24 protein-coding genes are annotated in these 22,987 nt (G+C 63.1%); 16 read left to right on the top strand and 8 right to left on the bottom strand.

Going from position 1 to position 22,987, the window contains the following annotated elements:
• Positions 1–115: 115 nt before the first annotated feature.
• From recO to NKH01_RS21810, 8 genes are all read left to right on the top strand, one after another.
• Entirely contained in the window at positions 116–892 is a 777-nt protein-coding gene (gene recO, locus NKH01_RS21775) for a DNA repair protein RecO (RefSeq protein WP_023719878.1), read from the top strand.
• A 52-nt stretch (positions 893–944) separates the two neighbouring features.
• A complete protein-coding gene (locus NKH01_RS21780) occupies positions 945–1,121 on the top strand; it encodes a PaaI family thioesterase (protein WP_023719877.1) in 177 nt (58 codons plus the stop codon).
• An 84-nt stretch (positions 1,122–1,205) separates the two neighbouring features.
• Positions 1,206–3,929 (top strand): DUF2339 domain-containing protein, encoded by a 2,724-nt coding sequence (locus NKH01_RS21785; protein ID WP_353022314.1) that lies wholly within the window; start codon positions 1,206–1,208, stop codon positions 3,927–3,929.
• A gap of 153 nt (positions 3,930–4,082) precedes the next feature.
• Positions 4,083–4,601 (top strand): sigma-70 family RNA polymerase sigma factor, encoded by a 519-nt coding sequence (locus NKH01_RS21790; protein ID WP_352856230.1) that lies wholly within the window; start codon positions 4,083–4,085, stop codon positions 4,599–4,601.
• On the top strand, positions 4,598–5,392 hold the full coding sequence (locus tag NKH01_RS21795; protein WP_353022316.1) for an anti-sigma factor family protein: 795 nt from the start codon (positions 4,598–4,600) through the stop codon (positions 5,390–5,392). The genes NKH01_RS21790 and NKH01_RS21795 overlap by 4 nt, the downstream gene beginning before the upstream one ends.
• A gap of 208 nt (positions 5,393–5,600) precedes the next feature.
• Positions 5,601–6,707 carry a peptidase C39 family protein gene (locus NKH01_RS21800; RefSeq protein WP_352856232.1) on the top strand — a complete coding sequence of 369 codons (1,107 nt, stop codon included), beginning with the start codon at positions 5,601–5,603 and terminating at the stop codon, positions 6,705–6,707.
• Entirely contained in the window at positions 6,704–8,167 is a 1,464-nt protein-coding gene (locus NKH01_RS21805; RefSeq protein WP_023719872.1) for a RimK family ATP-grasp domain-containing protein, read from the top strand. Before NKH01_RS21800 ends, NKH01_RS21805 begins: the two co-directional genes overlap by 4 nt.
• A gap of 69 nt (positions 8,168–8,236) precedes the next feature.
• Positions 8,237–8,461, top strand: a complete 225-nt coding sequence (locus NKH01_RS21810) for a DUF3303 domain-containing protein (RefSeq protein ID WP_502912670.1) — start codon at positions 8,237–8,239, stop codon at positions 8,459–8,461.
• Between the two features lie 91 nt (positions 8,462–8,552).
• On the opposite strand, the gene NKH01_RS21815 is transcribed toward NKH01_RS21810, so the two are convergent.
• From NKH01_RS21815 to ygfZ, 3 genes are all read right to left on the bottom strand, one after another.
• The gene (locus NKH01_RS21815) at positions 8,553–10,691 is read right to left on the bottom strand and encodes a putative bifunctional diguanylate cyclase/phosphodiesterase (RefSeq protein ID WP_353022318.1); all 2,139 of its coding nucleotides are present in this window, start codon (positions 10,689–10,691) and stop codon (positions 8,553–8,555) included.
• A gap of 64 nt (positions 10,692–10,755) precedes the next feature.
• Positions 10,756–11,388 carry a YfbR-like 5'-deoxynucleotidase gene (locus NKH01_RS21820; RefSeq protein WP_023719870.1) on the bottom strand — a complete coding sequence of 211 codons (633 nt, stop codon included), beginning with the start codon at positions 11,386–11,388 and terminating at the stop codon, positions 10,756–10,758.
• Positions 11,388–12,248 (bottom strand): CAF17-like 4Fe-4S cluster assembly/insertion protein YgfZ, encoded by an 861-nt coding sequence (ygfZ, locus tag NKH01_RS21825; protein WP_352856238.1) that lies wholly within the window; start codon positions 12,246–12,248, stop codon positions 11,388–11,390. The genes NKH01_RS21820 and ygfZ overlap by 1 nt, the downstream gene beginning before the upstream one ends.
• A gap of 83 nt (positions 12,249–12,331) precedes the next feature.
• On the opposite strand from ygfZ, the gene NKH01_RS21830 reads away from it, so the two are divergent.
• A complete protein-coding gene (locus NKH01_RS21830; protein ID WP_353022320.1) occupies positions 12,332–13,663 on the top strand; it encodes a dihydroorotase in 1,332 nt (443 codons plus the stop codon).
• Between the two features lie 34 nt (positions 13,664–13,697).
• Here the strand turns inward: NKH01_RS21830 and NKH01_RS21835 are convergent, their stop codons facing one another.
• The 4 genes from NKH01_RS21835 to NKH01_RS21850 form a co-directional block, all read right to left on the bottom strand.
• Positions 13,698–14,501 carry a hypothetical protein gene (locus NKH01_RS21835; protein ID WP_023719867.1) on the bottom strand — a complete coding sequence of 268 codons (804 nt, stop codon included), beginning with the start codon at positions 14,499–14,501 and terminating at the stop codon, positions 13,698–13,700.
• 94 nt (positions 14,502–14,595) lie between these two features.
• The gene (locus NKH01_RS21840) at positions 14,596–14,853 is read right to left on the bottom strand and encodes a hypothetical protein (protein ID WP_023677749.1); all 258 of its coding nucleotides are present in this window, start codon (positions 14,851–14,853) and stop codon (positions 14,596–14,598) included.
• A gap of 374 nt (positions 14,854–15,227) precedes the next feature.
• A complete protein-coding gene (locus NKH01_RS21845) occupies positions 15,228–15,605 on the bottom strand; it encodes a TIGR02301 family protein (RefSeq protein WP_023719865.1) in 378 nt (125 codons plus the stop codon).
• 48 nt (positions 15,606–15,653) lie between these two features.
• Positions 15,654–16,079, bottom strand: a complete 426-nt coding sequence (locus NKH01_RS21850) for an NUDIX hydrolase (protein WP_352481843.1) — start codon at positions 16,077–16,079, stop codon at positions 15,654–15,656.
• A gap of 123 nt (positions 16,080–16,202) precedes the next feature.
• Between NKH01_RS21850 and NKH01_RS21855 the strand changes: the two genes are divergently transcribed.
• Positions 16,203–16,964: an SOS response-associated peptidase gene (locus NKH01_RS21855; RefSeq protein ID WP_353022323.1), complete on the top strand. Its 762-nt coding sequence runs from the start codon at positions 16,203–16,205 to the stop codon at positions 16,962–16,964.
• 57 nt (positions 16,965–17,021) lie between these two features.
• Here the strand turns inward: NKH01_RS21855 and NKH01_RS21860 are convergent, their stop codons facing one another.
• Entirely contained in the window at positions 17,022–17,171 is a 150-nt protein-coding gene (locus NKH01_RS21860) for a hypothetical protein (protein WP_023677745.1), read from the bottom strand.
• Positions 17,172–17,590: 419 nt separating this feature from the next.
• On the opposite strand from NKH01_RS21860, the gene cysS reads away from it, so the two are divergent.
• The 6 genes from cysS to cimA are packed head-to-tail and all read left to right on the top strand — an operon-like array spanning position 17,591 to position 22,986.
• The gene (gene cysS, locus NKH01_RS21865) at positions 17,591–19,060 is read left to right on the top strand and encodes a cysteine--tRNA ligase (protein WP_023719862.1); all 1,470 of its coding nucleotides are present in this window, start codon (positions 17,591–17,593) and stop codon (positions 19,058–19,060) included.
• Positions 19,057–19,443 (top strand): VOC family protein, encoded by a 387-nt coding sequence (locus NKH01_RS21870; protein WP_352856679.1) that lies wholly within the window; start codon positions 19,057–19,059, stop codon positions 19,441–19,443. Before cysS ends, NKH01_RS21870 begins: the two co-directional genes overlap by 4 nt.
• Positions 19,444–19,449: 6 nt before the next feature.
• The gene (locus NKH01_RS21875) at positions 19,450–19,941 is read left to right on the top strand and encodes a GFA family protein (protein ID WP_353022326.1); all 492 of its coding nucleotides are present in this window, start codon (positions 19,450–19,452) and stop codon (positions 19,939–19,941) included.
• Positions 19,938–20,414 carry a GFA family protein gene (locus NKH01_RS21880; protein WP_023719860.1) on the top strand — a complete coding sequence of 159 codons (477 nt, stop codon included), beginning with the start codon at positions 19,938–19,940 and terminating at the stop codon, positions 20,412–20,414. The genes NKH01_RS21875 and NKH01_RS21880 overlap by 4 nt, the downstream gene beginning before the upstream one ends.
• On the top strand, positions 20,411–21,367 hold the full coding sequence (gene pip / locus NKH01_RS21885; protein WP_353022328.1) for a prolyl aminopeptidase: 957 nt from the start codon (positions 20,411–20,413) through the stop codon (positions 21,365–21,367). Before NKH01_RS21880 ends, pip begins: the two co-directional genes overlap by 4 nt.
• Positions 21,364–22,986, top strand: a complete 1,623-nt coding sequence (gene cimA, locus NKH01_RS21890) for a citramalate synthase (RefSeq protein ID WP_353022330.1) — start codon at positions 21,364–21,366, stop codon at positions 22,984–22,986. Before pip ends, cimA begins: the two co-directional genes overlap by 4 nt.
• The last annotated feature ends 1 nt before the right edge of the window (position 22,987 follow it).

The following is a 22,987-nucleotide window of genomic DNA, read 5'->3' on the forward strand; positions in this document are numbered from 1 at the left end:
AAAACGACGATCTCGCAAAAACGGCCCGTAGCGATACGCTACGGGCCGTTTTGGTTTGGCGGCGGATAAGTCGCTCATCTTGATTTCGCCATCGAACCGGTGACAAGCTCTGGTCATGGAATGGCGCGACGAGGGAATCATTCTCGGCACCCGCAAGCATGGCGAAACCAGCGCCATTCTCGAGGTGATGACACGTGCGCATGGCCGCCATCTCGGTCTCGTGCGCGGCGGCCGTTCGCGCAAGCAGCAGCCGGTCTTGCAGCCCGGCAACCGCGTCGACCTGTTGTGGCGGGCGCGGCTCGACGAACATCTCGGCACCTTCCAGGCCGAGGCCATCGAAATGAACGCCGCCCGGCTGATGGACAGCGCCGTTGCCGTTTACGGCTTGCAGACAATGGCCGCGCATTTGCGTCTTCTGCCCGAGCGCGATGCCCATCGCGGTCTCTATGAGACGCTCGCGGTCATGATCGCCCATCTCGACGATGCCGATGCCGCCGGCGAGCTGGTGGCCCGCTTCGAGCTGCTGGTTCTCGACGAACTCGGTTTCGGCCTCGATCTCAGCCAGTGTGCGGCGACCGGCACCAGGCAGGACCTTGCCTACGTCTCGCCGAAATCCGGCCGCGCCGTGTCGCGGGCGGCGGGCGCGCCGTGGCGCGACAAGATGCTGGCGCTGCCTGCCTTCCTGCAGCGCGGTTCGGGCCTACGCGCCGATCCGGCGGCGATCGACGACGCCTTCCGGCTGACCGGCTTCTTTTTGACCCGCCATGTCTACGAGCCGCGCGGTATCGAACCACCCGGCGCCCGCGCCGGCTTCCTCGCCGCCTTGCGCAAGCATTATGCGGGCGGCAAGGCAATCGCCGGGGAAACCGCCGTCGGCGAAGCCATCAGGTGAGCGAAGTGGAACTCTACCCCGGCCGGGTTTCGCCGCTTGGCCTCGACATTATTTGACGCGGCCGATCACACCAGGGACCGGCGAGGTGGTGTGCGAGGGCAAAGTGGTGCACAAGGGCCGCACGCTGGCGGTTTCGGAAGCGGCGCTGAAGGATGCCAACGGCAAGCTGCTGGCTTTCGGCACCGAAACGTGCTCGATCTTTCCGGCGGCCAATCTGGCGGCACGTTGAATGGACCGGCCGTCTGGCCGCCGCATTTGAATGTCACTGAACATTGAATGTCAGTGACGACTGGCCTGGTTTGGGGGAACCGCCATGTTTGAAAGCCTGATTGGCCTCGTCGCCATCATCGCGCTGTTCGTCATCATTTCACGCCAGCAGAGCCGTATCGGCCTGATCGAGCGCGAGCTTGGCGCGTTGCGCAGCCTCGTGCTTTCGGGCGCGCCTGTCCTGCCGCCGCAAGCCAAGGAACCGGCTGCAAACGACAGCAAACCGGCGGATGGCGCAATCCCGCCGGCGGCGGCAGCCGACATGGCCGCATCGCCAGGGGCCGAGACCGCAGCGGTCGCATCAGCTGCAGAGGCAGAAGCCGATACCGCGGCGCCGTCCGCACCGGAGCCGGCGCAACCGGCGGCAGCGGCGAAAGCCGCCCGCCAATCCGACGTCGAAACGGCGCTCGGTACCCGCTGGGCGGTCTGGGTCGGCGGCATCGCGCTGGCGCTGGGCGGCCTGTTCCTGATCCGCTACACGATCGAGGCCGGCATTTTCGGGCCAGGCGTGCGGCTTTTCATGGCGGCGGCACTTGGGCTGGCGCTGGTCGGCGGCGGCGAGTTCATCCGGCGCACCGGCTTCAAGGTCCCGGTGCAAGGTGCCGCCGGTGCCTATATCCCGGCGATCCTGACGGCGGCCGGCGCTTTCATCCTGTTCGGCACCGTCTACGCCGCGTACAGCATTTACGGTTTCATCGGCCCGGCGCTCGCTTTCACGCTGCTCGGCGCCATCGGGGTGGCGACGATCGCGGCAAGCCTGGTCCACGGTCAGGCGCTGGCCGGCGTCGGCCTGCTCGGCGCCATGGTGACGCCGCTACTCGTCGCCTCGCAGGCGCCCAATCCGTGGGCGCTGTTTGGCTATCTGGCGATCGTGCTCGCCGCCACCGGCGTCATTGCCCGTATCCGCGACTGGAGGCTCTTGATGGCCGCAGCCTTCGTCGCCACGGGCATCTGGACCATCTTCTACATGACCGAAGCGCCGGGGACGAACCTTTCCGTCATCCTCTTTATCGACGCGGTGACACTGGCCGTGCTCGCCTTCGTCTGGCTTGGCCGTCGCAGCGAAGCGGTCGCCGACACCGGCTTCGACTGGCCGTCGATCGCGCCGGGGTTCTTCGTCGCTCTTTCAGCGCTGGCCCTGTTCGTCGATCCGGTCTTTGCCGCCGCCGGCGATGCCTTGCAGGGAGCAGCCCTTATCGTAGCCCTGGTGGCGATAGCGCTCTACCGGCCGCGAGCGCTTGCACTGCTGCACGCCGCCGGGCTGGCGACGGTGCTGGTCTATCTCGGCATCATTCCGCCGACCACGGTCGCCGCCGATTTTTCGGGCGGCGCTCTCGGTGTCGATGGCGTGCCGGTTGTGGCGTCTGATGCCTTGATGCTCAGGATCGGCATCGCGCTGGGCCTGGTCTTCATCGGCGCCGGCTTTTGGGCAGCGCGCCGTTTTGCGGCTCCTGGCTGGCTGCGCGCCGCCACATGGGCGGCCTGGAGCGCTGTCGCGCCACTGGTCATCCTGCTGGCGCTCTGGTTCACCTTCGGCAATCTCGACCGTGACCTTGCTTATGCGGCCGCAGCGGCCGTTTTGGTCGGGATCTTCGTCGCCGGCGGCGAATGGATAGCGCGCGGCGAAGCGCCGCCGCTGACCGGCGGCGCTGCCGTCTCCTTCGCGCTCGCCGGCGCGGCGATCGCCGGCCTGCTGATGCTGCACATGGCCTTTGGCTCCGGCTGGACAACCGTCCTGCTCGGAGCAGCCGCCGTTGTGCCGGCACTGGCGACGCGCTGGCGTAGCTATCCGGTGCTTGGCTGGATTTCGGTCGGTGCGGTGATCGCAGTGCTCGGCCGTGCCGCCTTCGACCCGACCATCGTCGGTGCCGAGTTCCTGTCGAAAACACCCGTGTTCAACTGGCTGCTGCTCGGATATGGCGTGCCGGCGCTCGCCTTCGGCTTTGCCGCCTGGCAACTCGCCCGCACAACCAATGGCCGGCCGCGCCTCGCCATGGAGGCCGGCGCCGCGCTGTTTGCTCTGCTCGCCGTTGCCATGCTGGTGCGTCATGCCATGCATGGTGGCGTCATCGACAGCGGCTCGATGACACTTGCCGAACAGGCGATTTATACGCTGATCGCCATCGGCGCCGGTGCAATCCTGGTCGCCATCGACATGCGCTCGCCAAGCTCTGTGCTGCGTTACGGCTCGATGGCTGCCGGGGTGCTCTCGGTCGCCTTCATCGTCATCCGGCATTTTGTGGTGCTGAACCCGCTGCTGACGGATGAATCGACCGGCGGCATTCCGGTGTTCAACCTTCTGTTCCTCGCCTATCTGTTGCCGGCAGTCGCGACAGGCGCACTGGCGCTCTATACCCGCGACAAGCGGCCGAAATGGTATGCGGCCATGCTTGCGGTTGTGGCGGCGGTGCTCGCCTTCGTCTATGCCACGCTGTCGGTCAGGAGGCTGTTCAAGGGCGAGTTCATCGGCCTGTGGAGCGGCCTCGGCCAGGTCGAGACCTATACCTATTCGGCGCTCTGGTTGGCCATCGGCGTGGTGCTGCTCACCGCCGGTGTCTGGCTGAAGTCGCAGGTGCTGCGCATAGCGTCTGCGGCGCTGATCGCGGTCGCCGTGCTCAAGGTCTTCGTCTTCGATATGTCGGAGCTGGAAGGCGTGTTGCGGGCGCTGTCCTTCATCGGCCTCGGCGCGGTGCTCATCGGCATCGGCTTGTTTTATCAGCGGCTGCTGACTAGGGCGGCGAAAGAAAAGCTCGAGACGAGCAATAGCTGACGATTTCAATTTGGCCGGGAATAAAGCTGGCATCGGCAGCGTTATTCAGTTGCTTGGGTGACCGGGGCGGCGGACCGCTTCGCGCTGGCCGCTTGCGCCGCGCCGCAAAGGCGCGTTCAATCACCACGGACAGGGGCTCCAGAACCAGCGGTCATGGACGAAAAGAAGGCAGCAATCCTTGGTGAAATACCGCGTTTGCGCCGCTATGCACGCTCGCTGTTGCGCGACCGCGATTCCGCCGACGATCTCGTCCAGGATTGTCTCGAGCGGGCGCTTGTGCGGCTCGACAATTGGCAGACAGGAGAAAGCCCCAGGAGGTGGCTGTTTACGATCATGCATCATTTGTTCATCGACCAGATGCGCAAGGTGAACCGGCGCGGCGAGGCGGCGATGCTGCGGCTCGAGGCGAGCGAGGCGCAGGCAGCACCCGCCGAGCAGGTCGAGAGCATCGCCTCGCGCGAGATCGTCGACGCGCTGCAGGCGATCAGCCCGGACCGGCGCGCGGCACTTGTGATGGTCGCCATCGAAGGGTTTTCCTATGCCGAAGCAGCCAACATCCTTGGAGTCCCCGCCGGCACTTTGATGTCGCGCATCGCGCGCGGGCGTGAGGAACTGCGAGCGCTGCTGGATGATACCGCGCGCCGCCGCTCGATAAGGATCGTCGAGAAATGAGCCGGCGCGATTTCTCCGAACGCGACATCCACATGGCTCTCGATGGCGAGTTGCCGGGCGACGAGCGAACGGCCTATGAGGCATGGCTCGAGGCCAATGCCGAGATGAAGGCCAAGAGTGCACGCTACGCCGCCGACCGGGCAGCATTGCGCGCAGCCTTTAACGGCGTGCTGGACGAACCCGTACCGGTGCGGCTGAACAAGGTGGTGCTTGGCGAGGCGTCGGTGGTCAGAGCGGCGCCGTCGCGCTCGCGTTGGTGGCTTGCGGTCGCCGCTGCCGCCATGCTGGTGATTGGCGGTGCTGGCGGCTATCTTGCCGGCATCGGCGGCCTCGGCCTGGAAAATACGGCCGAGGACCAGCTTGCCGAAGAAGCGATCGCCGCCCACGTCATCTATGCCGCCGAAAAGCGGCATGCGGTGGAAGTGCCGGCAAGCGACAAGGATCATTTGCAGAGCTGGTTGTCGAACCAGGTGGGTTTGAAGCTCGTCGCGCCGGATCTGGCAGCGCAGGGATTCCAACTGGTCGGTGGCCGGCTGCTGCCTGCCGGCCAGGGCAAGGCCGCGATGCTGCTTTACGAGGACGACAAGGGCGCGCGCATTTCGCTCTTCGTCACCGCCGAATCGGGTGCCAAGGCCAAGGGCACCTATGGGTCGGAAGAAGATGGTCCTGCGGCTGTCTACTGGCTGGACAAGGGTTATGGCTGCGCCGTCGTCGGCTCGCTGCCGCGCGAGCGGCTGGCCGCGGTGGCCAAGAGCGCCTATGGCCAGCTTCTGGCGGCCTTGCAAAGCTGAGCAGGATCTCATTTTTCCGGAGCCGCGCCGATGCCGAAACACGGAGGTCGCTCAAAGCCTTTGCGCGACCTGCCTGCCGTCAAAACTGTCACAATTCGGCCCTAATCGAGGTGCGATAGCGCTTGCTTAATGCTGGCACTTCGGCTGGTGTGACCGATGTTTAGACTAGGGTCGTTTCCACAACCCAATCGAGGTTTTCTGAGCCCGCATGCCTGCCGAGATTCGCAAGGCCCGCGCGTCCGACGTCGATGACCTCGCCGCCATCGAAAAAGCTGTTTTCTCGAGCGACCGCATTTCTCGCCGTTCCTTTCGCCAACTGATCGAACGCGACACCGCCGAACTGCTGGTTGGCGAAAGCGATGGCCGCGTCGCCGGCTATGCAGTCGTGCTGTTTCGCAAGGGCAGCGGCGTCGCGCGGCTCTATTCGATCGCCGTCGGTCCATTTTTCGGCGGCCGTGGCGTTGGCCGCCTTCTGCTGGAAGAGGCCGAGGCCGCTGCTTTCGAGCACGGCCGCATGATGCTTCGTTTGGAAGTCCGCGAGGACAACCCGCGCGCGATCCAGATCTACGAGCGGAGCGGCTACCGCAAGATCGGCCGCGAACCGGACTATTACGAGGATGGCGCCACGGCGCTGCGCTATGAAAAGACCTTGCGTGGCGACATTCCGGTCGCCACCGAAGTGCCGTTTTATCAGCAGACTTGCGAATTCACTTGCGGACCATGCTGCCTGATGATGGCGATGGCTTACTTCGGCCCCGGCTTCGTGCCGGACCCGGTGATGGAAATCCGGCTGTGGCGTGAGGCGACCACCGTTTTCATGATGTCCGGCCCCGGCGGCTGCGAGCCGTTCGGGCTGGCCGTCGCCGGCTATGAGAGCGGGCTTGCTGCTGAGATCTATGTGTCCTTCTATGGCGCGCTTTTCCTGCAGTCGGTGCGCAGCGAAGACAAGCGCCGGGTGATGGAGCTGGCGCAGGTCGACTTTCGCCGCCGCGCGGAACTTTACGGCATCCCGGTGAATTACCGTTCATTCGGGCTTGACGACATTCGCACCGCGATCGCAGAGGGAAAACTGGTACTGGTCCTGATCAGCGGCTTCCTGATGTTCGGCAAAAAGGTTCCGCACTGGGTGTTGGCCATCGGTGACGACGGCGATCATATCCTGATCCACGACCCCTGGGTCGAGGACGAGCGGCAGGAGACGATCCTCGATGCTGCCAACATTCCCGTGCCTTACGGCATCTTCATGAACATGGCGCAATTCGGCCGCGACGGATTGCGCGCCGCCATCACTCTCGGAAAGCGCGACAGCCAATGACCTGGGTCATCCTTACCGGCCGGCAGAACGATCTCGACCAAGTGGCGACGCCGCACAAGATCATCACCAATCGCGACTACCTTGCCCATCCGGCACTGTTTCGCGGGCAGCGGCCGAAGGTCATCAACCTGTCGAACAATTACGGCTACCAGAGCCGCGGCTATTACGCCTCGCTGCTCGCCGGTTCGCGCGGCCATAAGGTCATCCCGACGGTCGAAACGATGATCGACCTGTCGGAGCGCAAGCTCTATGAGCACGCGTTGCCGGAACTCGAACTCGCACTCAACAAGTGCCGCAAGGATTTGGGCGGCGCTTTCCCGCAGAAGGTCTGCATCTTCTTCGGCATAGGACCGTCCAGGATCTGGGACCGCTTTGCCAAGCTGCTGTTCGACTGGTTTCGTGCCCCGGCGCTCGAGGTCCACATCAGGGACAGCGCCGAATGGGCCTCGATCCGCAAGATCGGCTTCCATCCCCTGGCCAGGATGACCGAGGACGAGGAAACGCACTTTCTCCAGTGCCTGGAGACCTACACCAACCGCGAGTGGCGCGACACCAAGGGCCGCACGCCGGCGCGCTACACTTTCGCCACGCTGGTCGATCCGCATGAGGAACTGCCGCCGTCGGAGATTTCGTCGCTGCGCCACTGGGCCAAGATCGCTGAAAAGATGGGCGTCGAAATCGAGCCGATCACCAAGCGCGATCTGGCCAAACTTGCCAATTACGACGCGCTGTTCATCCGCGAGACCACCTCGATCTCCAACCACACCTACCGCTTTGCCCGCCGCGCCCAGCAGGAAGGCATGCCGGTCATCGACGATCCGCTGTCGATGATCCGCTGCACCAACAAGGTCTATCTCAACGAGCTGATGACCTACAACAAGGTACCGGTGCCGCCGACGGTGATGATAGCCGGCATCTCGGATCTGGAAGTTGCGGCGCAGACGCTGGGCTTCCCCCTGGTGCTGAAGATCCCGGACTCCTCGTTTTCGCGCGGCGTCAAGAAATGCGGCACCTTCGAAGAGTTAAAGACGCTCGCAACCGAATGGCTGGAGGATTCCGACCTCCTGATCGCGCAAAAATTCATTCCGACGGAATATGATTGGCGCGTCGGTGTCCTCGGCGGCCAACCCTTGTTTGCCGTCCATTATCTGATGGCCAAGAAGCATTGGCAGATCGTCAATCATAAGGCCAACGGCAAGCCCGACCAGGGCGGCATCAAGACCTTCACCCTGAAGGAAGCGCCGGCCCATGTCGTCGAGACGGCGGTGAGCGCGGCGCGCTGCATCGGCGACGGCCTCTACGGGGTCGACCTCAAGGAGACCAGGGACGGCGTCTTCGTCATCGAGGTCAACGATAACCCCAACCTCGACCACGGCTGGGAAGACTCCGGCGAAAAAGACGAGGTCTGGGTGCGGCTGACGCAGTGGTTCCTGGAGCGATTGGACCGGCCGGGCCGATGACATCCGAATTGAGGGGAAAAAGATGCTGTTCTTCGTACCGAGGATTTTCGCGGCTGCGACCGTAAGGAGATCTACCGCCGTTTCCGCGACCAGGGCCGCCTGAAGCCGGACGCGCTGCTCGTGCACCACAGCTGGATCGCAGCGGATATGAGCCGCTGCTTCCTGCTGGTGGAGGCCGATGACGTCACACTCCTGCAGCGGTGGGTCATCGAATGGGCGGATCTGGTCGAATTCGAGATCGTTCCCGTGGCGACGAACAAGGATATGGTGGAGGCGTTGAGCGGACATCTCTGACCTGCGCGCGCTTCGACGAGGTATATCCAGACATTGTATTGATAGCAGATGTCCAGGCTGAGCCGATGACTGGCTCGCCCGGCTGTCGCACTTAGCCGGATTGCCTGATCGTCGCGTTCGACTTCAGCAGCCGGTTGATGTCCGACGCTTTCGATGGCACGCCGATCAAATAGCCCTGGGCCTCGACGCAGCCCTCCTTTTGCAGGAATTCAAGCTGCGCTTCGGTCTCGACACCCTCGGCGGTGACGGTGATGCCCAGCTGTGCGCCAAGCCCGATGATGGTGCGCACGATCGCCGCGGTATCGCGACTGTCGATGTCACGGGTGAAAGAGCGATCGATCTTGATCTTGTCGACGGGAAAGCGCCTGAGGTAGCCGAGCGAGGAATAGCCGGTGCCGAAATCGTCCAGCGCTATGCGCACACCCAGATCGCGCAGCTGCCTCAGTGTCTTGAGCACCAGATCGCTCTCGTCCATCAGCACCGTTTCGGTGATTTCCAGTTCAAGCCGGTTGGCCGGCACGCCCGAGAACGCCAGCGCCGAGATGATGCTGCGGGCAAAGGTGCCGCTTTTGATCTGCACGGCGGAGACATTGACTGCGATGCGCAAAGGCGCCCAGCCTGCCGCGGTCGTGCAGGCTTTCCGCAGCGCCCATTCTCCAAGCGGCACGATCAGCCCGGTCTCCTCGGCGGCCGGAATGAAGTCGTCCGGACGCACCAGGCCGCGCACTGGCGAACGCCAGCGCATCAAGGCTTCGGCACCGACGATTTCGCCGGAGGCGATGTTCATGATCGGCTGGAAATCCAGCTCGAATTCCCGGCGCGACAGCGCCGCCCTGAGATCGATTTCGAGCGCCCGGCGCGCGCGCACCATCGCATCCATGGCTGGTTCGAAGAAACGGTAGAGGTTGCGCCCTTCGCTCTTTGCCCGATAGAGCGCCATATCGGCGTTTTTCAGCAAAGTGTCGGTGTCCTTGCCGTCATTCGGAAACAGCGCGATGCCAACACTGATGCCGACGCGCATGTCGTGTCGCTTGTCGCGAAACGGCTTTCCGATGATCTCGACGATGCGTTTGGCCAGTTTTTCCGCATCGCCCGGGCTTTTGAGATTGAACTGGATTATGACGAATTCGTCGCCGCCGAAGCGAGCGACAACGTCCGTTTCATTGCGCAGGCACCGTTGCAGCCGTTCGGCCACGCATTTCAGCAGCCAGTCGCCGGAAGGGTGGCCCCAAGTATCGTTGACCGCCTTGAAGTGATCGAGGTCGAGCGAGAATATCGCCAGCGATCCGTCTTTCGTCTCGCTAAGGGCTTGGTCGAGCCGTTCGCGAAGCATCGAGCGATTGGGCAGGTTGGTCAGTGTGTCGTGATGCGCAAGGTGGGTCATGCGCTCTTCCACGCGCCTGCGCTCGGTCACGTCGTCGAATGTCGCGACCCAGCCGCCGCCGCTCATCGGCCGGCGTGCAACCAGCAGCGTTCTGCCATCGGCAAGATGGCGATGCGTTACGTGTGTTTTGCCCGCCCGCAGGCAGGCTTCGATTTGCGAAATTTCGCTGTCGGGGTCGAGCTTTGTGTAAATGCCCAGTTCCAGCAGCCGCTTAAAGGCATCACGGTGGCTCATGCCAAGCGGGAGGTCGGCCGGCCTGACATGGTAAAGTTCCAGAAAACGTTCGTTGCGCACGATCAGCTTGCCGTCCGCGTCGTACATCAAAAGTCCTTGCGACATGTTGGCAAGTGCCGCGTCGAAACGGCGGTGCTGCTCCTTCAACTCCTGCTCGGCGCGCCGTTGCTCGGTGATATCCTCGTAGATCGATACCCAACCGCCCGACGCCAGCGGCCGGTGCGAAATGTTGACGATACGCCCGTCTGCAAGCGTTTCCTCATAGGTGGAAGGTTTTGCCTGGTCGATATAGGGCTTGCGAATGGCATAGAGTTGCTCAGCGCTTTGCGAGGCGATGCCGATGTCCACGCTGTGCTGGAGGATGTCGAAAAACCGGATGCCGGGCCGTACCACATCGGCGTCGAGGCGAAAGATACTGATGTAGTTCCTATTGCAGATGATCATCCGTTCATCGGCATCGAACATGCACAGGCCATGCGACATGTTCTCGACCGCTGCCGAAAAACGCTCGTTCTGTTCGCGCAGTTCGTCTTCAATCCGTTGCGGCAGACCAACGCCTTTGACCCGTCGTCGGCGGACGGACGAACCTGCCTTGATACCGGCAACGGGCATGTAGCGCGCCTATGGACCGTGGTTAACCACGGCACTCTTGTCCTTGCCGGTTAATTTACCGTTTTCAGCCGGCTGGAACGGCAGTCTGCCGTCGCGACTTCTCGATCGCCGCAAACCGTTTGAGAAAGGCATTCTGCGCCCAGGTCACCGAGCGCGGCGTGACATCGAAGCGCTCGGCATTGAAGCCGCGCGGCCGGCCGAAGAACTCCGTCGCCTCTGCCGTTGAAAAACCCGCAAGCAGCGTCGCTTCGAAATAAGCGGCGATCTGATCCGCTCGCTTGATCTCCTTGCGCAGTCCCGCGTCGAGTTCCGCTGGCAGCGAAAAGCGCAGATGGATGGCGCGCTGCAGCCTGATCTCGCAGTCCCTGTAGCTGCCGCCCATCACGGACTTGAACGGCGAGATCATGTCGCCGATGACATATTCCGGCGCGTCGTGCAGCAGCGCCGCCAACCGCGCATCGGCGTCGGCATCCGGCATCAGCTCGCCGACAAGCGTTTCGACGAGCAGCGAATGCTGGGCGACCGAAAAGGCGTGCTCGCCTCTGGTCTGGCCGTTCCAGCGCGCGACGCGGGCAAGGCCGTGAGCGATATCCGAGATCTCGATGTCGAGCGGCGAGGGGTCGAGGAGATCGAGCCGTCGCCCGGACAGCATGCGCTGCCAGGCGCGCGGCGGCGCCCCGGCGCGATCGGCCGCCATCAGGCCTCCTCCGCGCCGACGGCTTCCTGCGGAAAGCTGAATTTCGCCCAGGGCGGGATGGTGAGCGACACGGCGACATCGTCAGCCAGGATCGGCAGGCCGGCGTCGAACGCTGCCTTGACCCGGTCGATGCGGGCAATGGCGAGGCCTGTCGTGCCGGCGGTCGAGCCAAGCGTGCCGACCGGCCGCCCCTCCACGGTCAACTCTGCGCCCGAGGCGGGCAGGGAGCGTTCGGCCGAGACGATCAACACCCGGCGTCTGGCAGTGCCGCGATGCTGCATGCGCGAGACAACCTCCTGGCCGACATAGCAGCCCTTCTTGAAGCCGACGCCGCCGATCTCGTCGAGCAGCACGTCATGCGGAAACGCATCGCCGAGCTCATAGTCGCTGCCGCTTTCAGCAATGCCATGGGCGATGCGAAAGGCTTGCCATGCGGCAAGGTCGCCTCCTTCGGCAGTGCCATCGTAGAAGCGCTTAACGATAGTATCGACGAACCGTGCATCCGCAAACGGTGCTGATTCAACTTGCGAGGCAGTTGAATCGCTTTCCCATAGGACGGTCACAACCGGCTGATCCAGCTGGGCAATTTCGACTTTGGCGCGCAACTTGTAGAGCGTCAGCCGGCGCATGAAATCGTCAGCGGTCTCGGCACGGCATTCGAGGCGGAAAGCATTTTCGCCGGCGCGCGAGATCAGGAAGTCGAAAAGGATCTTGCCTTGCGGCGTCAGCAGGGCGCCGGGTTTTGCTTCGCTGCTGCCGAGCACGTCGAGGTCGGTAGTCAGGATGTTTTGCAAAAAGTGCTCGGCATCCGGTCCGGACACGGAAACGAGTGCGCGATCTCTGAGCGACGCAAAGGGCATGGTGGGAAAACGAGCCTGATCTTGCAAAACTGTCGGCCATTACGTAAGCCGCTGGCACTTCCCCCGCAAGAGACCTGATCCGCATGGCCCCCATCTACGATCTCATCCTGACAGGCGGCACCGTGGTCAACCACGACGGCGAGGGTTTTCGCGACGTCGGCATCAATGGTGGGCGCGTCGCTGCCATCGGCGATCTCCGCCAGGCGTCGGCCGGCGAGACAATCGACTGCCGCGGACTGCATATCCTGCCGGGCGTCGTCGATAGCCAGGTGCATTTCCGCGAGCCGGGACTGGAGCACAAGGAAGATTTGGAGACGGGCTCGCGGGCAGCGGTGCTTGGCGGCGTCACCGCCGTCTTCGAGATGCCGAACACCAATCCGCTGACCACCAGCGAGGCGACTCTTGCCGACAAGGTGCGGCGTGCCACCGGCCGCATGCATTGCGACTTTGCCTTCTGGGTCGGCGGGACCCGCGACAATGCAAAAGACGCTGGCGATCTCGAGCGGCTGCCGGGTGCGGCCGGCATAAAAGTGTTCATGGGCTCGTCCACCGGCGACCTGCTGGTCGAGGACGACGAAGGCGTTGCCTCGATCCTGAGGAACACACGCCGCCGCGCCGCCTTTCACTCCGAGGACGAGTTCCGGCTGCGCGAGCGGCTCGGCGAGCGCATCGAGGGCGATCCGTCCTCACATCCGGTGTGGCGCGACGAGATCGCCGCATTGCGCTGCACCGAGCGCCTGGTGCGCATCGCGCGCCAGGTCCGTGCCCGGATCCATGTGCTGCACATCTCGACCGCCGAAGAGATAGGCTTCCTCGAACAGCACAAGGATGTCGCGACTTGCGAGGCGACGCCGCATCATCTGACGCTGAGCGCAGATGACTATGCGCAGTTAGGCACGCTGATCCAGATGAACCCGCCGGTGCGCGCCGCGCGCCATCGCGAGGGGGTCTGGCAGGGCATTGCGCAAGGCGTTGTCGATGTCCTCGGCTCCGACCATGCGCCGCACACGCTGGCCGAGAAGGCAAAACCTTATCCGGCGTCGCCGTCAGGCATGACCGGCGTGCAGACTTTGGTGCCGATCATGCTGGATCATGTCAACGCCGGCCGGCTGACGTTGCAGCGCTTTGTCGACCTGACCAGCCATGGCCCACAGCGCATTTTCGGCATCGCCAGGAAAGGCCGTATTGCCGCCGGCTACGATGCCGATCTGACCATCGTCGACCTGAAGCGCCGCGAGATCATCGCCAACGCCCAGCAAGGCTCCAAGGCCGGTTGGACGCCTTATGACGGCAGGCAGGTGACCGGCTGGCCGGTCGGCACTATCGTTCGGGGCCGGCGCGTGATGTGGGAAGGCGAGATTGCCACGCCAGGCCAAGGCAGGGCGGTGGAGTTTTCCGAGGCGTTGGCGGGCTAAGCTCCCTGCCTCAATAAGGGCCAGGCCTGACCACTCAATCCCCAGCGACGAAGAACGTCCATTGCCCGGTCGGCGTGATGCCGACGCGGTAGAAGATGTAGGCGCCGAACTGCTTCATGTTGTCATAGTCGCTGGCAGTGACGATCTTGAATAACTCGACCCGCTGCCTGGCATCGAGCTTGTCCAACGGCAGGGCGAAAAAATACGGCCAGACGTAGAGATCCTGCGGCGTGCCTGCATCGACATGGACATAGCCGGCATTGAGCACCTCTTCCAGGATGGCGAGGATTTCCTGGCCTTCCGTGTCGCCCGAAAGCCCTTTCAGGAAGGCGATCGGGTCGCCCTCCATGTCGCCCAGCGACAATTGGGTCATCATGTCGCCCGTGCCGATCAGCGGCCGCAGTCTTTCGATGTCGCCGCTTTTGCACGCCTCGACGATCAGATCGTGCATGCGCCTGACCGGTTCCGGCAACTTGGCAAGGTCGTAAACGACTTCGGGCACAGGCGCGTCCGGATCGACATGCGGATTGGCCATGCCGCCGTCGTCCGCTGGCCCTTTCGGTTCGGTTTGCCTTGGCTCGTCGGACGGAGTCGGCTGGCTGGCTGCAGGTGGCGTCGTGCCGAGCGGGCCGGGCATCGGCACGGTACTTCCGGGCGGCGACATGTCGCCGTCGGGCGGCGGCGTGACCGGCGAAGGCAGGTCTTCGCGCTTGATCTCGCTGAGGGCGTGAGCGGGACTGCTCGCAAGAAACAGTGCAAGGGGAATCGTGGCGCAGGAGGCGATAAGCCAAATGCTGAGGACCAGGCCGCGCGGCTTGCCTGATATCGAAAAATTCACCGCCTGCTACTCCCTGGTTCCAGGCCCACTCATGTGCCCGGACATGATGTGCCCGGACATGATGTCCGGCGACGCCGTCGTCAAAGAACCGGGGTCAGTGCCGCAGCCTTTCGGGCTCGAAGGCCCCGGCAATCACCTTTTCGCGCATGCGATCGAGCAGGGCAAGCGCCGAGGTCTCGCCATTGGTTCGCAGCATCTCGCCGAATGCCGTTTCGAGGGCTGCCTCGGCGATGATTTCCGGCTCGATCCCCGCCGACAATCCTTCCGCCCAGGCTTCGCTGTGGCTTTCCACGGCGGTCAGGCGCTTTTCTTCCCTGACCAGCGCGTCGATGTCGTTGACGCCATGTTCCATTGCGATGTCCACCCTTTCAAGCGGTGATCCGTTGGATAGGGATCAAGCTTGAGTTGTCCCTTTTACACGCAGGCGAAGTAAGTACTTGTAAATGCGACATTTTTTTGGTCGTTTTCTACAAAACCCGTCGCATTAAGCAAACCTGCGTCCGATCCGTTTCAAACTTAGCCGATTAGGCCGGCCAAGGGGACGGAAACCTTCAGTTTGAGTTAATTTCACATCTGCGCGCTAACGTTTCGTTAACATAGTTGCAAAAGTGCAACATCAGGTTTGCACCAAGACCTCACCCGAGGCAAGCGGAGAAGTGTCGAACGCGTCCGCCGCCAACAGCGCCGACGCTTGATTCCGCTTTGCCGGAACGGCAGCTGCCGCCGTCAGTTCCCGTAGCGCGAGGCGATGTCGCGAGACAGCGTCTCGCCTTCCTTCATGTAGCGGCTGATGGCTTCCGTCGCCGAGGCGGTGCATTGCGTATAACTGCCGCCGAAGGATCGGTAGCCGCGGTTGAAGCTGGCGATGAAGCGGGCGCGCCGCTCAGGGTTCGGATTTTCTGATGCGATCAGTTTTTCCATCTCGGCCCGCCACCGGTCGCCCTTCTCGCCGCATAGATTGCGCAGGAAATGCAACGAGCCGAGCACCTCCGCCAGCCGCAACAGCCCGGGCTCGAACGGCGCCTCGGCGGCAATGGCAGGACGCAAGCCGACAACCACACTAACGGCGAGGCAGGCGGCGAGAAACGGTGATGTGCGGTTCATGAGCCCTTGTGCTGAAACAATTTGTTGCCTGCAAGGCGATTCTCAAGCTCAGTTCGCGCCGCCCTTGCTGGTGGCCAGCAGGTCGTCGGCGATATCAAACACTGCATCGGCAAGCTGCATCGCTGTCATTTCGGCCAGTGTATAGAAGGCGGCGGTTTCGGCGTCGTCACTGGCCACCGCCTCGCCGCCGGCATAGTTGGCCCCAAACACCGTCAGCCGGTAGTCGACCGGATGCCCGTCGCCGCTGCCGTCGATGTGGATTTCCCGCAGCGGCCGGTAGTTGCGCGCCTGCAATCCGGTCTCTTCCAGCAATTCGCGCCTTGCTGCCTGTTCCAGCGTCTCGCCGGCTTCGACCTTGCCACCGGGAAAGGCATAAAGGCCCTGCGAGGGCGGTCTGGCCCGCTTGACCAGCAGCACCGTGTTCTCGCGCACGACGCAGACCGAGACTGCCGGAATGATCTTACGTGCTTCCATGGGTTCCCGATCGCTCGATTGGCATAGCCCGTTGTGGACCGGCCGTCGGCGAACAGCTTTAGCGGTTGCGAAAGGCAGGTTCCATGGTCACTTTCACATGTCACCCATTCGAGAGCTGAATTCATGTGCGGACGCTTTGCCTTGACCGCCACTCCGGACCAGACCGCCGCCCTTCTCGGTCTGGCGGAGTTGGAGGAGTTTCCGCCCCGCTACAATATCGCGCCGACGCAGCCGGTGCTGATGGCGCTCGCCGGATTGCCGCAGGCGCCGGGCTCGAACCTGCCCGACCGCCGCTCGATGCTGGTGCGCTGGGGCCTGATCCCGGCCTGGGTCAAGGATACGCGTAACTTCCCGCTGCTGTTCAACGCGCGTTCTGAGGGGGCTTCGGAAAAGCCGTCGTTTCGCGCTGCCATGCGCCATCGCCGCGCCCTGGTACCGGCTTCGGGATTCTACGAATGGCACCAAACCGCTGGCAGAAGAGGGCAGCCCTATTGGGTGCGGCCAAAGCATGGAGGGCTTGTCGCCTTCGCCGGGCTGATTGAGACGTATGCCGAGCCGGGTGGCTCGGAAATGGACACCGGCGCCATTCTGACCGCCCACGCCAATGCCGATACTGCCCATATCCACGACTGCATGCCGGTGGTGATCCATCCCGAGGATTTCGCGCGCTGGCTGGATTGCCGCACGCTCGAGCCGCGTGATGTGGCCGATCTGCTGAGACCCACCCGGCCCGATTTCTTCGAAGCGATCCCGGTTTCCGACCTCGTCAACAAGGTCGCCAATACCGGGCCGGAGATTCAGGAGAAGGGCGTCGTCGAGCCTGAGCCCGAGAAGGTCAAGCGCCAGAAGTCCGGCGCGAACGACAGTCAAATGACATTATTTTAGCGAAAGCTACTATTTCCAGGACACCGTGAGCGCCTCAATCTTCACCCGACGGCATTCTCAGGCAGCGCGTGGCGACACGATCTTCTGTGCCGGCTTCTTCTTCTTCGCGGTGTGCAGAAGAGCTGCGACGATTGCTGCCGGGCCGATCGCCCGGTAATGGCTGGCGAGCGCCGGTTGCTTGGCGCGGTTGGATTCTTGCTTAGGCATTATTCTCTTCCCTGGTAACGTCTTCGTGTCTGCGTTTGCTGGCCGAATCCGACCAAATCGTGACGCTTGCTGATCTAGCCGGCGAATGTTTCATGACAGTGCCGATCTGTTTAATAAAATGTTTCAGTGGCTCATTTCCTGTGAGCCAACGATATTTTTGGCGAAGGTAGCGACTTGACGGCAACACCGGGCAAGGCGATAAAGCCGGCCATGAAAACGTCTTTCGCCATTTGTGGCATTTGCATTATCGACTAGCCTCGCGCTGGTCCTGGACGTTTTCGCCTCATCTCCTCCCAGATTGGACAAACGCCCCGGCCAGCAGGCTGGAGCTCGATTTTGCGCCTCGGCGTGACCGACTCCATCCAGAGCACGATCCCAAAAGATCATGCTCAAACAAAGTAACGCACCGGAACGCACGTATGTCTGACGCATCGAAGAGCCTGCGCCTCTACAACACGCTAACGCGGAGCAAGGAGGATTTCTTCCCGATCGATCCGCGCAACGTGCGCATGTATGTCTGCGGCCCGACGGTCTACGACTTCGCCCATATCGGCAATGCGCGGCCGGTGATCGTCTTCGACGTGCTGTTCCGTTTGCTGCGCCATCTCTACGGGCAAGCGCATGTCACTTACGTCCGCAACATCACCGACGTCGACGACAAGATCAACGCTCGCGCGCTGCGCGATTTCGGCGGCGAGATTGCCTTGGGCAAGCTGTCGCTGAACGAAGCGATCAGGCGGGTCACCGAAAAGACCGCCGATCAGTTCCACAAGGACGTGGCGGCGCTCGGTTGCCTGGAACCGACGGTCGAGCCGCGCGCCACCGAGTTCGTCGAGCCTAGGCCCGACGGCAAGGTCGACATGATCCTCTTGATTCAACGCTTGATCGAACGCGGCCATGCCTATGTCGCGGCTGGAGAAGTCCTGTTCGACACCGCTTCCATGCCGGACTACGGACAGTTGTCGAAGCGCAATCTCGACGAGCAGCAGGCAGGCGCCCGCGTCGCCGTCGATGCGCACAAGAAGAACCCGCAGGATTTCGTGCTGTGGAAATTGTCTTCGCCCGAGGAACCGGGCTGGGAGAGTCCGTGGGGCAGGGGTCGGCCGGGCTGGCACATCGAGTGCTCGGCGATGTCGGCCGCCTATCTCGGCGAGGTGTTCGACATCCATGGCGGTGGTCTCGACCTGATCTTTCCACACCACGAGAACGAGATCGCCCAGTCACGTTGCGCCCACGGCACCGAAACGATGGCCAAGGTGTGGATGCACAACGGTTTCCTGCAGGTCGAGGGCCAGAAGATGTCCAAGAGCCTGGGCAATTTCTATTCGATCACCGAACTGCTGGAGACGGAGACTTTTGGCGGCCGCAAATGGCCGGGCGAGGTGCTCAGGCTGGCGATGCTGATGACGCATTATCGCGAGCCGATCGACTTTTCCGTACGCAAGCTGGAAGAGGCGGAGAATACGCTGCGCAAATGGAAGCGAGCGGCCGATCTGGCGCCGCCAACGGCAAAATCGGTGCCGGCGGATGTGATCGAAGTGCTGTCGGATGACCTCGCCACCTATCCCGCATTCCAGTTGCTGACCCAGTTGGCTGGCGATGCTGTTGATTTCGACGCTGGTAGCAGCAACGCAGCCGCCGAAGACAACGATGCTGCCACTTTGCTGAAGGCATCGCTGCTGTTCCTCGGCTTCGACGTCGCAACAGCCAAGGTGGATGAAGACGCCATTGCCAAAGCGATCGCCAAACGCCTCGCGCTGATCGCCGCCAAGAACTGGGCCGAGGCCGACCGCATCCGCGACGAGTTGCTGGCGCAAGGCATCCAGTTGAAGGACGGCAAGGACCCTGTCACCGGCGAACGCATCACCACCTGGGAGGTAAAAAGATGATCGATCATCTCGGCATCACCGTTTTGGATTTCGACGTGTCGAAAGCTTTTTACGACAGGGCGATGGCGCCGCTTGGTGCCTCGCTGCTCTACATGGTGCCGCAGGAATATACCGGCGGCGCCAAGGTCGGCGGCTACGGCCGCGACCGGCCAGTGTTTTGGCTGCATGCCGGCAAGGACAAGCCGAAGGATCATCAACACGTCGCTTTCACGGCGCGCAGCCGTGCCGAGGTCGATGCCTTTCACGCGGCGGCAATCGCCGCCGGCGGCAAGGACAATGGCGGGCCGGGCCTGCGCCCGCACTATCATCCGAACTATTATGGCGCCTTCGTCTTCGATCCCGACGGCAACAATGTCGAGGCGGTCTGCCATGCTCCGGAGTAAAATGCGATGAGCCTTGACAACAGACCGGTGTATACGGGCGGCTGCCAGTGCGGCGCAGTGCGCTTCCGCGTCGAAGGCGCGCTCGGCGATGCCTCCGTCTGCCATTGCCGCATGTGCCAGAAGGCGAGCGGCAATTTTTACCTGCCGCTGGTCTCGGTGCGCGGCGCAGGACTCGACTGGACGCGCGGCGAGCCCAAACGCTTACGCTCGTCCAATGCGGCGTTGCGCGGTTTCTGCGCCGAATGCGGCACGCCGCTGACCTTCGAAGCGACCGACGGCGTGGCGCTCGCCATCGCCGCATTCGACCACCCCGAGGAGATCGCGCCGACGATCCAATGGGGTGTCGAAGCCAAGCTCCCCTATGTGGATCATGTCCACGAATTGCCCGGTGAGGAAACGATGGCCGACGTCTCGTCTGCCTCCTATCTCGCCGACCTCGTCTCCTACCAACATCCCGACCATGACACCGAACAATGGCCGCCGGAGGAAAGATCATGACCGAAACCGTTCGTACCGGCGGCTGCCAGTGCGGCGCCGTGCGCTTCCGCATCCACGGCGCGCTCGGCCGCCCCTCGATCTGTCATTGCCGCATGTGCCAGAAACAGTTCGGCTCGTTTTTCGGCGCGCTTGTGACAGTGCCGAGCGACGGCGTCGAATGGCTGCGCGAGGAGCCGAGTTACTTTCAGTCGTCGGTCAACATCGATCGCGGCTTCTGCGCCCGCTGCGGCACGCCGCTGACCTACCGCCAGCCCGGCGCGCTCGAGATCGCCATCGGCGCCTTCGACGACCGTTCCGATCTGGCGCCGCAGATCCAGGTCAACTACGCCGCCAGGCTGCCTTGGGTGGAGACGATCTTCGACGCGCCAATCCACGACGATCCGGATTTCTACGCGCGACAGGAGTCAATCATCTCCTTCCAGCATCCCGATCACGAGACGGCCAACTGGCCGCACCAGGGCCTGAAACTATGAGCAGCGAATTCCGCACCCTCTATCCCGAGATCGAGGCTTTCGAGTCCGGCATGCTAGACGTTGGCGATGGCCATCAGGTCTATTGGGAGCGCTCCGGCACCCGCGGTGCCAAGCCGGCGGTATTCCTGCATGGCGGACCGGGCGGCACCATTTCGCCAAAGCACCGGCGGCTGTTCGATCCGACGCTGTACGATGTCATCCTGTTCGACCAGCGTGGCTGTGGAAAATCGACGCCCAATGCCTCGCTCGAAGCCAACACCACCTGGCATCTGGTCGCCGACATAGAGCGGCTGCGCGACATGTGCGGCTTCGACAAATGGCTGGTGTTCGGCGGCTCGTGGGGTTCGACGCTGGCGCTGGCCTATGCCGAGACACACCCCGAGCGGGTCAGCGAACTGGTCGTGCGCGGCATCTACACGCTGACCCGCGCCGAACTCGAATGGTACTACCAGTTCGGCGTCTCGGAGATGTTCCCCGACAAATGGGAGCGGTTTTTGGCGCCCATTCCGGAGGCTGAGCGCGGCGACATGATGGCCGCCTACCGCAAACGGCTGGTCGGTAGCGATCCTGTGGCGCAGGTCGAGGCCGCTCGCGCCTGGAGCCTGTGGGAGGGCGAGACGATCACTTTGCTGCCGGAACCGGAAACCAGCGGTCCCTTCGGCCAGGATGATTATGCCCTGGCCTTCGCCCGCATCGAGAACCACTATTTCGTCCATGCCGGCTGGCTGGAAGAGGGACAGCTGCTGCGTGATGCATGGAAGCTTAAGGATATACCGGGTAGCATCGTTCACGGCCGCTACGACATGCCGTGCCCGGCGCGCTATGCCTGGGCGCTGCACAAGGCGTGGCCGAAAGCGGATTTCCATCTGATCGAAGGTGCCGGCCACGCCTATTCGGAGCCGGGCATCCTCGACAGGCTGATCCGCGCAACGGACATGTTTGCCGGGAAATGACGATGGCTCGCGAGCGCCTTTATCTGTTCGACACGACGCTGCGCGATGGTCAGCAGACGCCGGGTATCGACTTTTCCGTCGAGGACAAGATCGCCATCGCCAAGCTGCTCGACGAGTTCGGCATCGACTACGTCGAGGGCGGTTACCCTGGCGCCAATCCAACCGACACCGCCTTTTTCGCCGAGCGTCGCACGGCCGATGCCAAGTTCGTCGCCTTCGGCATGACCAAGCGGGCAGGAGTGTCGGCCTCGAACGACCCCGGCCTCACCGCGCTGGTCCAGTCGAAGTCGGATGCCATCTGCTTCGTCGCCAAGAGCTGGGACTACCATGTCCGCGTCGCGCTCGGCTGCACCAATGAGGAGAACCTCGAGGCGATCAAGGCCTCGGTCGAGGCGGCGCTCAGTGCCGGCAAGGAGGCGATGGTCGACTGCGAGCATTTCTTCGATGGCTTCAAGGCCAACCCCGATTATGCGCTGGCCTGCGCCAGGACGGCCTACGATGCCGGCGCGCGCTGGGTGGTTCTATGCGACACCAATGGCGGCACGCAGCCCTCCGAGGTGCGCGCCATCGTCGAAAAGGTGATCGCGGCCGGCATACCGGGCGACCATCTCGGCATCCACGCCCATGACGACACCGGCCAGGCGGTGGCGAATTCGCTTGCCGCCGTGGAGGCCGGCGTGCGCCATATCCAGGGCACGCTGAATGGCATAGGCGAGCGCTGCGGCAACGCCAATCTGATCTCGATCGTGCCGACATTGTCGTTGAAGCCTGCCTTTGCCGGCCGCTTTGCAACAGGCATTTCAGCGGAGGCGTTGACCGGTATATCGCGCTTGTCCCGCGCCTTCGACGAGTTGCTGAACCGTGCGCCGGAAGCGCAGGCCCCCTATGTCGGCGCCTCCGCATTCGCTACCAAGGCCGGCATCCATGCCTCGGCGCTGGCCAAGGAGCCGGCGACCTACGAGCATGTGCCGCCAGAGACTGTCGGCAACCGCCGCCGCGTCATGGTTTCGGACCAAGGCGGCAAGGCGAATTTCATGGCCGAGCTGAAACGGCGCGGCATCGACATGCCCCGGGACGACCATCGCCTCGACGCGCTGATCGCTGTGGTCAAGGAGCGTGAGGCGGAGGGCTACGCTTACGAAGGCGCCGACGCCAGCTTCGAGCTTCTGGCGCGCAAGATGCTGCATGGCCTGCCGGAATTCTTCCGCGTCACTTCATTCCGCTGCATGGTCGAGCGCCGCTTCGACGCCAACGGCCAGCTGAAGACGGTCTCGGAGGCGATTGTGAAAGTGCTGGTCGAGGGCGAGGAGAAGATGTCGGTCGCCGAAGGCCATGGCCCAGTCAACGCGCTCGACATTGCGCTGCGCAAGGATCTCGGCAAATTCCAGAGCGAGATCGCCGATCTCGAGCTGGCCGACTTCAAGGTGCGTATCCTCAATGGCGGCACCGAGGCGATCACCCGCGTGCTGATCGAATCGCATGACGGCACCGGTGCGCGCTGGTGGACGGTCGGCGTCTCCGAAAACATCATCGATGCTTCGTTCCAGGCGCTGATGGATTCGATCGTCTACAAGCTGATGAAGAACCGCGACATGGCCGGGCTGATCGCGGCGGAGTGAG

This window comes from Mesorhizobium sp. M1403 (assembly GCF_040317695.1).
Lineage (GTDB): Bacteria > Pseudomonadota > Alphaproteobacteria > Rhizobiales > Rhizobiaceae > Mesorhizobium.